Below are 676 nucleotides of genomic sequence, written 5' to 3' on the forward strand. Positions count from 1 at the left end.
CGTCACCACCACCGCCCCCGACGCGCTCAGCGGCACCAGGGCCAGCAGCGTCAGCGCGGCCGGCAGCGGCAGGGGGCGCCCGGCGGCCAGGAACTCCTGTGCGCCCCCGCCGAGGGGCATCCCGGTGAGGTCGCCGCGCAGCTGGAGGAAGACGAGCAGCGCCAGCGCCGAACCCAGCAGGCAGGACACGGCCGTGGTCGCGGCGGAGATCGCCATCAGCCTGACCGGGCCGAGCCCGACCGCCGACAGACCGGGCCGGGGCCGGGTCGCCGGATCGGCGCGGGCGACCGCGACCGCGAGGTAGACGGTGGCCGCCAGCGGGGCCGTGCACCAGGCCAGCCGGAGCGCGGAGGCAGCGGGGTCGGGGTGGCTCAGCGCGTAGCCGAGGGCGCTCAGCAGCAGGAAGCCCGTGCCGGCCGAGGCGCCCGCGACGAGCAGCCGGCGGACCTGGACGGCGGGCCGGGCGCCGAGGCTCAGACGGAGAGCGAGCACGCCGCCCGGCCTTCCGACTCGGCCGGTCCGGAGACCGGGGGGAGGTGTACGGTCCGCACGCACCGCCCGTCGAGCAGCGACACCGTGCGGTCGGCGAGGGCGGCGGTCTGCGCGTCGTGGGTCGCGAGGACCACGGTGATGCCGTGCGAGCGGGCCGCCGTGGTGAGGGTGCGCAGCACATGGG

At 78.1% G+C, this 676-nt stretch carries 2 pseudogenes; both read right to left on the bottom strand.

Annotation, left to right across the window (positions count from 1 at the left end):
• Positions 1-492, bottom strand: a pseudogene (locus LPA54_RS34405) (hypothetical protein); the annotation flags it as partial.
• A pseudogene (locus LPA54_RS34410) lies at positions 474-676 on the bottom strand (ABC transporter ATP-binding protein); the annotation flags it as partial. The pseudogenes LPA54_RS34410 and LPA54_RS34405, both read right to left, overlap by 19 nt.

Origin of the sequence: Streptomyces sp. DH12 (assembly GCF_020873895.1) — a bacterium.
Classification (GTDB): Bacteria; Actinomycetota; Actinomycetes; order Streptomycetales; family Streptomycetaceae; genus Streptomyces.